The sequence below is a fragment of the Leucobacter soli genome (assembly GCF_042659205.1).
GTDB lineage: Bacteria > Actinomycetota > Actinomycetes > Actinomycetales > Microbacteriaceae > Leucobacter > Leucobacter soli.
Window position 1 is genome coordinate 35,172 of sequence record NZ_JBHSRW010000002.1, and the last position, 8,972, is coordinate 44,143.

General features: G+C 67.8%; 7 protein-coding genes. 2 read left to right on the forward strand and 5 right to left on the reverse strand.

Features of this window, described 5'->3' with window-relative positions; translation table 11 throughout:
- Window positions 1–43: 43 nt before the first annotated feature.
- From ACFPZL_RS00505 to ACFPZL_RS00520, 4 genes are read right to left on the reverse strand one after another with little or no spacing between them, the layout of a single operon-like run.
- Complete coding sequence (locus tag ACFPZL_RS00505) at window positions 44–1,822, reverse strand: type IV secretory system conjugative DNA transfer family protein (protein ID WP_094180421.1); 1,779 nt, start codon at window positions 1,820–1,822, stop codon at window positions 44–46.
- Complete coding sequence (locus tag ACFPZL_RS00510; protein ID WP_094180420.1) at window positions 1,819–2,367, reverse strand: hypothetical protein; 549 nt, start codon at window positions 2,365–2,367, stop codon at window positions 1,819–1,821. Before ACFPZL_RS00510 ends, ACFPZL_RS00505 begins: the two co-directional genes overlap by 4 nt.
- Window positions 2,364–3,848 (reverse strand): ATP-binding protein, encoded by a 1,485-nt coding sequence (locus ACFPZL_RS00515; RefSeq protein WP_129392818.1) that lies wholly within the window; start codon window positions 3,846–3,848, stop codon window positions 2,364–2,366. Before ACFPZL_RS00515 ends, ACFPZL_RS00510 begins: the two co-directional genes overlap by 4 nt.
- Window positions 3,845–4,576 carry a hypothetical protein gene (locus ACFPZL_RS00520; RefSeq protein WP_236022074.1) on the reverse strand — a complete coding sequence of 244 codons (732 nt, stop codon included), beginning with the start codon at window positions 4,574–4,576 and terminating at the stop codon, window positions 3,845–3,847. Before ACFPZL_RS00520 ends, ACFPZL_RS00515 begins: the two co-directional genes overlap by 4 nt.
- 142 nt (window positions 4,577–4,718) lie before the next feature.
- On the opposite strand from ACFPZL_RS00520, the gene ACFPZL_RS00525 reads away from it, so the two are divergent.
- Together ACFPZL_RS00525 and ACFPZL_RS00530 are read left to right on the forward strand one after the other, a co-directional pair.
- On the forward strand, window positions 4,719–6,512 hold the full coding sequence (locus ACFPZL_RS00525; RefSeq protein WP_218115767.1) for a hypothetical protein: 1,794 nt from the start codon (window positions 4,719–4,721) through the stop codon (window positions 6,510–6,512).
- Window positions 6,513–6,531: 19 nt separating this feature from the next.
- On the forward strand, window positions 6,532–7,350 hold the full coding sequence (locus ACFPZL_RS00530; RefSeq protein ID WP_157732532.1) for a hypothetical protein: 819 nt from the start codon (window positions 6,532–6,534) through the stop codon (window positions 7,348–7,350).
- 49 nt (window positions 7,351–7,399) lie between these two features.
- Here ACFPZL_RS00530 and ACFPZL_RS00535 read toward each other — a convergent pair whose 3' ends face one another.
- A complete protein-coding gene (locus ACFPZL_RS00535) occupies window positions 7,400–8,869 on the reverse strand; it encodes a PrgI family protein (protein ID WP_218115771.1) in 1,470 nt (489 codons plus the stop codon).
- Between the last annotated feature and the right edge of the window lie 103 nt (window positions 8,870–8,972).

Below are 8,972 nucleotides of genomic sequence, written 5' to 3' on the forward strand. Positions count from 1 at the left end.
GGGTCGCTCTGTCAGGCAGGTGCACTGGAGCTTCCAAGCGTCGTCAGGAGGCGGGGCGGTGGCGCAGAAGCGCTTCGAGTTCGTCGCGGTCAGTGCGGAGCTGCGCTGCGTCGGGGCGGGTCGGCCAGGCGCGTAGGTCGGTGACGATGGGCGGTGCAGAGCGCAGCATCGTGATGCCGGTGCCGAACGGCAGTGTTCGGATGCGGTCTGGCGGCAGGATCGGGACGCGGCGGATCGAGCGCTGATTCGAGCGGGTGCCGTGGTCGCCGAGGGTCACGCTGTCGGTGTACTCGTCGCGCTCTCCGATGAGCGTGGAGAGGTCTTGGAGGTCACGGCTGTTGGATGCGCCGCCGAGGATGATCTTGACGATGCTGGCGTCCCAGATCGCGCCGGCCTGATGCTCACTCCACCTGTCGCGAGCCTGGGCGAGGGACTGCAAGACCGGCATGGTCGTGATCCCGGTGCCGCCACCTTCGGCCATGAGCGTCGGCAGTGACGGCAGCGGCGCGAGGTTTCCGATCTCGTCGAGCGCGAGCAACAGCGGCGGGTCGAGCCGGGCTCCCGGTGAGCGTGCCGCGAGTCGGCGGGCGGTTTCGATGAGGTCTTCGACGAACGCCGCGACCAGCGACGCGGAGGCTCCCGCTCCGGCACCGGTGGCGAGCAGGTAAAGGGTGCCTTGTTCGGTGAGGAAGGTCTCGGGGTCGAAGTGTTCGTGCGGTCCTGGCGTGACAGCATCGAGCACGCGCGGGTCGGCGAGGGCTGCGAGCGCGAGGGAGACGCCTTGCCAGATGCTGTCGCGGGTCTTGGGGTCGGCGTCGATCATCGCGGCTAGCGAGTCGTCCCAGCCCATCGCGGCGTTCGGGTGCGAGTTGAGGATCGCGACGGCCTCCGACGCCGCGCTGGGATCAAGAGTCCACCTGAACAGCTCGGCCGGCTGGCGGCCGTCGAGCGCGGCAGCGTGCAGCAGGCTCTGGAGTGCTGTGCGGGTCTTGCCCTCCCAGAACCCGCCGGACTCGACCCCGCCAGCACTGAGGCCTGTGGCGGCGGCGAGGCCGTTGGCGCGGATCATCGCGGTCAGCGGATCGTCGCACCCGCGAATGGGTGACCAGCGCAGCCCGGCGGGGATGCCTTCGGCGAGGTGTTGGGGGTCGAACACGGCGACCGGCCCGCCCTTGCGGCGTCGGTCGCGGAGGGTCGCGGTGAGGTTATCGGGCCTGGTGCTGGTGGTGACGACCGCTCCGGGTGCGTCGAGGATCGCGTTGATGACGACATGCAGGCCCTTGCCTGAGCGGGGCGGGCCGATCAGCAGGATCGAGTCTTCGACCGATGCCCAGACCTTCGTTCCACGACTGGCACCGAGCAGGTAGCCGACATCCTGCGGTGCTGGCGACTCCAAGGAGGGCCGCAGCGTGGCCGCGCGGTGAAGCAGTGCTTTCGCGGATGCGGCGGTCTTGACCTCGTGGCTGGTCGCGATCCCCGCCAGTCGGTGCGGGTCGGTCTCTGTCTTCCGCGTGTGGCGGCGCAGCACGATCCACACCCAGACGATCCCGGCAGCGAGTCCGCCGAGCAGTGCCGTGCTGACAAGCCAGTAGACGACCGGGTTGAGTCCGTCGGCACCGAGTGCGGTCGCTGGATCGCCGGGGTTGAACAGTACGGCGAGCCCCGCCGCTGCGCCGGCGTCTGGTTGCGGTGTGCCGGTGAGGAACGCGGCGACGCTACCAGCGGCGCGGAGGGCGAGAGCGATCCCGAACATGCCGATCAGGCCAATGAGGGCGGCGTTGGTGAGTTCGTCGCCCATGCCCGCGGCTTGCCGCTGGTTCATGTCAGCCGCCGCACCGCGAGCGTGCCCGAGATGCGCCCGAACAGGATCACCTCGTGTGTGCCGTCCGGCAGGTCGTCGAGGTCAATGAGCGTCCGGGTTTCGCCGGTTCCGGTGGCGTCGGTGTGGGAGACGATCGTCGCGACGGCGACATCCTCGCCGGGGACGAACCCGCCCGCGGTGACCTCGGCCAAGCGCGGCATCCGTCGGGCGTGACGGCTCCGACGAGTCTCCGGCACCGGGTTCTCGGTCGGTGCCGCTGCGCGTCGGGGCTTGCGGGTGCGGAGGATGTCGGTGAAGACGCTGCCATCGTTCTCGCGCACTTCGACCCGGACCGCGATGGTGCGGTCCTTGGTGATGGCATCCATGAGCGGCCCGAACGTCGCCCGCGTCCAAGCGCTCCCGTCCGGCGACGCGAACGGTGTCCCATCGACCATCGCGGCGAGGGTGCCGTCTTCGGCGACGGTCACGAGGACATGCGGCAGCTCGACGGGAGCCGTGTTCTCGTCGTCGGTCGTGGTGGATCGGCGTGGGCCATTGAGGTTCATCGGTGGCCTCCGGCTGCACGGCTGCTGGTGTCGAATAGTGCGAGTTCGTCGGGGTGGAGTTGGTGTTGGCAGACGAAGCTTCTGGCCTTGATCCGCCATAGGCCTTGTCCGACGCCGAGGTTTGGCAAGAGCTGCTGCTCGGTGCCGGTCAGGCCGAGAGCGGTAGCGGTCGGTCCGAGTTGGTCGGACTCCTGCCGGTACACGATCCGCGTCTCGGCGTTCGCAAGCAGTGAGTTGGCCAGCGAGCGCATGGCGGAGCCCTGGTCGCCCACGTTGTCGAGGTCGGTGAGCTTGTGGAAGATCAGCATGTTCGCGATCCCGTAGTGCCTGGCGAGTCGCCAGTGCGCATCCATCCGCCGCAACAGAGCCGGGTGGGACATGAGCCGCCAGGCCTCGTCGTAGATCACCCACCGCTGCCCACCGTTCGGGTCGAGCAGCGCAGACTCCATCCACGCCGACGAGCACGTCATCAACACCGAAATGAGCGTCGAGTTCTCGGTGACCCGCGAGAGATCGAGCGAGATCATCGGCAACGACGGATCGAACGCGACCGTCGAAGGCCCATCGAACAGCCCGGCCAGGTCACCGGCCACGAGGCGGCGCAGCGCATGGCCGACAAGCCTGCCGTCCTCGGCCAACCTGCCGTCGGCATCCGCACTCGGGGCGAGGATGCGATCAACGACCATCGGCAGGATCGGCACGTCGTTCTCCCGCACCGTCTGAGTCAGGGCGATGTCGATCGCGGTGTGCTCCAACGGCGACAAGCCGCGCGCGAGCACGGTCTCCGCGAGGGCGCCGATCAGGTCACGGCGTCGCGCAGCGACGGTCGAGGCCCACTGCTCATCCGAGAGTCCGCTGGGCCGGTGGCCTTCGTCGAGTGGATTCAGGCGAGTGTTGAGTCCGTGGCCGAGGACGATGGCGCGTCCGCCGACGGCGTTGGCGACGGCGGTGTGTTCGCCCTTTGGATCGCCGGGAACGTACACGCGCCGCCCGAACGGTAGCGACCGCGTGTAGAGGGACTTGGCCAGCGATGACTTGCCGGAGCCGACGATCCCGGCCAGCACCACGTTGGGTGCGGTGATGATGCCGCGTGCGTAGAGCACCCACGGGTCGTAGACGAAGCTCCCGCCCGAGTAGAGGTCTTGGCCGACGAACACGCCGTCGGCGCCGAGACCGCCCTCGGCGACGAACGGGTACGCGCCCGCCAGTGTCGCCGACGTGTCCTGATGCCGCGTCAGATGAAACCGACCTGGGGTGCGCAGCCGCGCAGCACCGGACTCGCCCGCCTTCGGCAGGTAGATCGTCGCGCGGCGCTCGGCGCGCTCCTGCTCAGCCTTCGCCTTCGCGGCGGCGATCGCGGTCCTGTGCTGCTCGGCGTGGAGCCTCGCCTCGGCCTTGCGGCGCTGCTTGCGGAGCTTGCGCCGCTCCTTCGACGGTGCCACCAGAACGGCAGTGTGCAGCCGCGCGCGATCCTCGGTCACCGCACCAGCCCCCGCGCCTGCTTGACCGCCGGGATCTTGGCCGGCTCGAACCACGACCCGTCTCGCTTCGGCGCGGGCAGGTCGGCCCGCTCTGGGGCGCCCGGCGACGAGTACGACACCAGCAGTTCCGGCCCACCCTGCACCGGCTCGGGCTCGATCTGTTCGGCGGCCTGGGTCTCTGCCTCCGGTTCGGTGTAGCGGCGCAGCAACGAGACGTAGCCGACGTGCGGGTTGACGACCAGCGCGTAGTCGCCCGAGAGCGCCACCCGGTCGTTTGTTCCCTCGCCGGGCTCGTCGTAGACGTATCCGTTCTCCAGCGCGGCCTGCGTGGTCTCGTCGCCGTAGTCCCACTGCGCGAGGAAGTCCACCGCATCGACATGGCCCAGCTCGCCGAGGATGCGCAATGGCCGGTCGGCCTCTTCGCCCTGGAGGAACACCACGCTGACCCACCGCGACGGCGCGGCCTCCTCGACGGCGGGCTCGGGATGCCAAGCGATCCGCCCCGCAGCGATGAACCCCTCCGCGAGCCGGTCATACGCCCGGTCGACGAGACTCGCGGCCTGACGCAACTCCTCCGCAGTGGCGAGCGCGTCCCGCACTCCTGCCTCGTGGCTGCCGGCGTCGTTGAAGGCGTGCGCGGCCTTGCGCTCGTGAACATCAGCGATCTGGTCGAGCGCCTGCCGCAGCGACCGCATCCCCGAGGACAGGTCACCGATAACCCCATACATCTCGGCTGGCTGATCGAACCCCCGGCTCGCGTGAGTGAGTCCGCGCAAGGCTTCGGACGCCTCAGCGGCATCGGCAGTCGAATCGAAGAACGTGGGCATGGTCGGCCTCCTCGCAAGTCGTGTGACCAGGAGGTGTGCTGCGATGACCCAGGCGCTGTCGAAGGCGGCTGACATACTTGATGGAGGCGTCGGAGGGAGGCACGAGGCAGTCACCGGCGAGAAGGAGAGCCACATGGACGACCCGCGCGACGAGTCCGGTAATGATGACGCCGTTGGCAGGCAGACCGCAGAGGATGGTCAGGTCAGGTCCGACGCGCTTGAGCTCGCAGCGTCCACGACCCTCGTCGAGGTGACGCCAGGCGTCGCAGTCGTATTCGGCGAAGTCCCCGACGGTCTTGAACTCATCAGCCTTGACATGGTGCCGTCCTTCGACCGCGCTCAGCTCTCCACCGCTCTCGGCTCCTTCGGCAACGCAGGCACGATCGTCGGGAACGTCGCAGAGGCTGTATCGAGCGCGCAAGGCCTCTTCCGCGTCAACGATGCGACGCTGTCTCTGTTGAAGAGCGGCGGTCAGATGGCAGCAAAGGACGGCGCCAAGCTCGGGGCGATCTTCAAGAACGGTGAACTGGTCGCCCAGGCGCGATTCATCCCAGCCTCCATGACGGCCGCCACGGCGATCGCAGCTATCGGCCCGGCCGTCGCCATGATCGCGCTCCAAATGCAGCTCGGCGAGATTTCCGGCCTCGTCCGCTCCAACATCCAGCTCACGACGCAGACGCTCAAGGCCATCCGAAACGAGCAATGGGCAGAGCTTGAAGGGCTGGCGGAGTCCGTCGATGAGGCAGTCAAGGAGACCCGCGAACTCGACGCCATCACAGACTCTGTCTGGGAGCCCATCGCTCCCAGCGGTCCCAACATCCGCAAGCAATTGAAGCTATACCGCAAGAACGTGGCAGGCCATGTCCAGGAACTCGGGAAGTTGGACGGTCGCGCTCGCCGCCAGTACCTCGAATCCAACGCCGAAGCAATCGTCTTCGATACCTACGCGCTTCTCAGCTCACTCAAGACCCACGCGGAGTACCAGGCTGTCCGGGCCGCCCTCGCCAGAACACGAAGCACCAACGACGAGAGCGAAGCGCAGCTCTTCGACCGGATCGCCCGGAACACTCCCGTCGAGATCGACGAGTCGCTCTCCGAAATCCGATCGCTGACCGAGTCGCTCGTCCGCGAGTTGCGGATCATCGCCGAACTCCCCGGCCGCGCCACCGTGCCTCTCACGAAGAAGCGAAAAGACGCCAAGGCTTCTCAACTCACTTGCAGGCAGCTCCTCGAAGCGATCGACCCTTTGGCCAACATGCTCCAGCCAGCAGTCGAGATGCCAGCAGTACCAGCGGCGGTATGCGCACCCGAAGGGCTTGAACTCGATCCGTATCTGCATATCCTTCGGTGGTTCCTTGAGGATGGCGAGACGCTTCGCAGCGTGGCCTTCCCATACGAAATGGGAACTCACAACTTCGCTGGCGTCGTGCCGGCCATTCTCGCCAGAAGGGTTGATGCGACCTGGGATGCGCTCGCGCCAGGAAGAGCCAGTGCCATCGTTGAGAAGTTCGCGTCGAGCACGTTCGTAGCGGTGACTGACCGACGGATCGTCACCGCTAACCCAGGGAACCTCCTAAAGCGAGGCGAACTCGGCCCGATCTACTCCCTGGATGACGTGCGGAATGTACGCGGTCGCTCGCACCGCGGAGCGGGCGTCCGACCCACTATCGACGTGGCCACAGAGGAGCGCGACCTGCATTGGATGTTCCCCGACGCCGCGGAGCACGAGGACATCGACAGCCTGGCGGCGGCTCTCTCCGAAAGAACGCCCCACGCTGTTTCGGCCCCGACAGCGATTGAAGGACTTGCCACAGCAGACTCCGCCATCGACGCCTAGAGATTGCGCGAGTGCAGGCATGAGTGAGCAGGAAGGCTTCCGGCCGACGGGTGGGCGGGCAAAGAGCGGCAAGTGCGCGCTGTGCGGGGCCCGGGCAAGACTCACCAAGGCACACGTGCCACCGAGAGCTGCATTCAACAATGGGAGCTTCTCTTGGGGCGGCACGACAGCAGGCAACCGACTTGCCCACGGGCGTCCACGACTCGGTGGCGCCAGCCTGTATGCGCATTGCGAACCTTGCCGGGCAGCCACATCCCCTTGGGATGACGAGTACATTCGGTGGGCCTACACCTTCGCAGGCAACCTGCTCCACTCCCAATGGAAGGGCGAGCGGACTCATATTGAAGGAAAGCTCAACGAGGTTCGCCCGGGCCGATTCATCCGCTCCGCGCTCGCGGGCATGACAGCGCTGACTCCGAAACTCATCGATTCACACCCTGACCTGGTCGGGGCCGTGCGGCATGGAGTCGCAGCCCCAGCGCCAGAGGGCATCCGGCTCTTGGCGGCGATCGCGCCGGACGGAGCGGCGGCGGTCCTTGAGGGAGCACACGAGGGCTTGGCCGTAAAGCTGTCGCGGGATGGTGGAAGGGACGATGAATGGACGACAACCACCACACCGACAATCTCTGCCGTGATTCACTTCCCTCCGTTCAGCTTGCTGCTCGCGGATCGCCAGCTGGTGAGCGCTTTGCCACATGCCGACTGCACGGACTGGCTAGAACTCGGGGTCGACGACCTCGCAGACGTGTCCCTGGTGCTTCCCGTGGTCGATCTGCCACGAACCCCAGACGCGCCGGTTCCTGTTTCGATGCTTCGGTTCATCGAGGCGCGAGCCTGATCCACTGCCGGAGCAAGGGTCGGGTCACGCCGCGGCGGTGGCGGTTGACTTAGATCCGACGGCAGAGCGGAAGCGCGGCGGCTGTGAACGCGGCTGCTTGCTGGCCGACGAGCAGCCGGGTCTCACACGACGCCTGAATCGCGGCCTGCTCAATCGCGGCGACGGCGGCGTCGAGTTCCTCGACGGTGGGCGCGGAGACTGCGATGAGGCCGGTGTAGCGGAGGATGCCGTGTCCGGCCGTGAGGTCGGCTTCTTGCTGAAGCACGTCGTGGTACTCGGCGGTCTGGGAGGCGTCCTCGATTTGCCCGATCTTCGCGCGCTGGGTCTGGTCGGAGATGTGCTCGACCTTCTTCTTGCGGATGTCGCGCGCAGCCGCGTCGGATCGCATCGGGGTGCAGATCAGCGAGAACGATCGTTGGATGCCGGTCGACAGCAGCACCGGAGACAGGAACCCCGGATACACCAGTGACCGCGGCCACTCGCTGACCCAGAGCACCGCATGGTGAGCGGAGTCGGTGCGCAGCCTGCCCCAGGTCTCGGTGACCGCAACCGGCCCCGCGGTCGCGAGGGACTGGCCCAGCCGCCCGTGCCGCTCCAGAGTGGCGGCGATCGCGGGGTCGTAGGCGGAACGCAGCATCACCGCGATCTGCCCCGGCGTCAACCATCCCGAGGGCGAGAGGTCGGCGGAGCGCAGCGCCGCGACGAGGGTGTTCATCTCCTGCCGCAGCACGGCGGCAGCACCGCGTATCCCGCCGCCGGCGGTCCTGATCTGCCGGGCACTGGTCTTCATGTCCAGTGACAGCGAGAGCGTGGTGGCGTGGCGTTCGCCAGCGGGTCCAGCCCGGTCGATGAGTTCTGCGTAGGTGTCGGTCGCCCACGATCCGTCCGGGGTGCCGTGGGTGGCCCACCATTCGGCCAGTCCGGTGCCAGAGTCCGGCAGGGTCCGCTCCAAGACCTGAAGAGTGGCGATCCGTCCGGAGAGGCAGACCGTGGCCAGCACGCGGCCCCAGGAGCTGACGCGTCGTTCCTGCTCGCCGGGATCGAGGAGCACGAACGCGGGATGGGTGACCTCGCACACCACCGTCAACGTGGCGGCGTGGGGGTCGTGGATCATCCCTGCCCCGGTGTCGGGCTCGGTGTACTCGCGCAGGCGGGCCATGTCGCCGGGCAGGGCGAGGGTTCCGACGGGGCGCGGGACAACGATCCTGCGCCGGTACAGAAGTTGCCCGCCGGTGATACGCCACAGCCACCAGCAGGCGATGGGCAGCCATTCCACGATGGGCCGGCCTGCGATGGGTATCCACGTCAGCGCGGCGGCGAGCACCCAGATGGGGGCGGTGTAGGCGAGCAGCATCCCGCCACCGGTGTAGAACGCGCCGATGAGCGTGGCTCCGCCGATGGCGAGCGTGATGAGCTGGGTCAGCGACAGGCCGAGGAGGACACCGCGGCGGGTGAGGCGGGAGAACTTCACCGGCACGAGCTCGCCCGCAGTGGGCCGGTCGTGGTTCGTGCTACTCATCGTCTACTCCTTCGGTGGGCGTGGCGCGGGCGGCGGGGGCTGCGTCGGCGGCGGTGACGGGTCGGTGCTCGGCGGTCGTGGTGCCGGGCTCGACGGCGGTGCC

Excerpts from the sequence above, each read along its gene's own strand:
- ACFPZL_RS00505 (WP_094180421.1), bottom strand. The coding sequence starts at position 1,822 with ATGAACCAGCGGCAAGCCGCGGGCATGGGCGACGAACTCACCAACGCC.
- ACFPZL_RS00510 (WP_094180420.1), bottom strand. The coding sequence starts at position 2,367 with ATGAACCTCAATGGCCCACGCCGATCCACCACGACCGACGACGAGAAC.
- ACFPZL_RS00520 (WP_236022074.1), bottom strand. The coding sequence starts at position 4,576 with ATGTATGGGGTTATCGGTGACCTGTCCTCGGGGATGCGGTCGCTGCGG.
- ACFPZL_RS00525 (WP_218115767.1), top strand. The coding sequence starts at position 4,719 with ATGACCCAGGCGCTGTCGAAGGCGGCTGACATACTTGATGGAGGCGTC.
- ACFPZL_RS00530 (WP_157732532.1), top strand. The coding sequence starts at position 6,532 with ATGAGTGAGCAGGAAGGCTTCCGGCCGACGGGTGGGCGGGCAAAGAGC.
- ACFPZL_RS00535 (WP_218115771.1), bottom strand. The coding sequence starts at position 8,869 with ATGAGTAGCACGAACCACGACCGGCCCACTGCGGGCGAGCTCGTGCCG.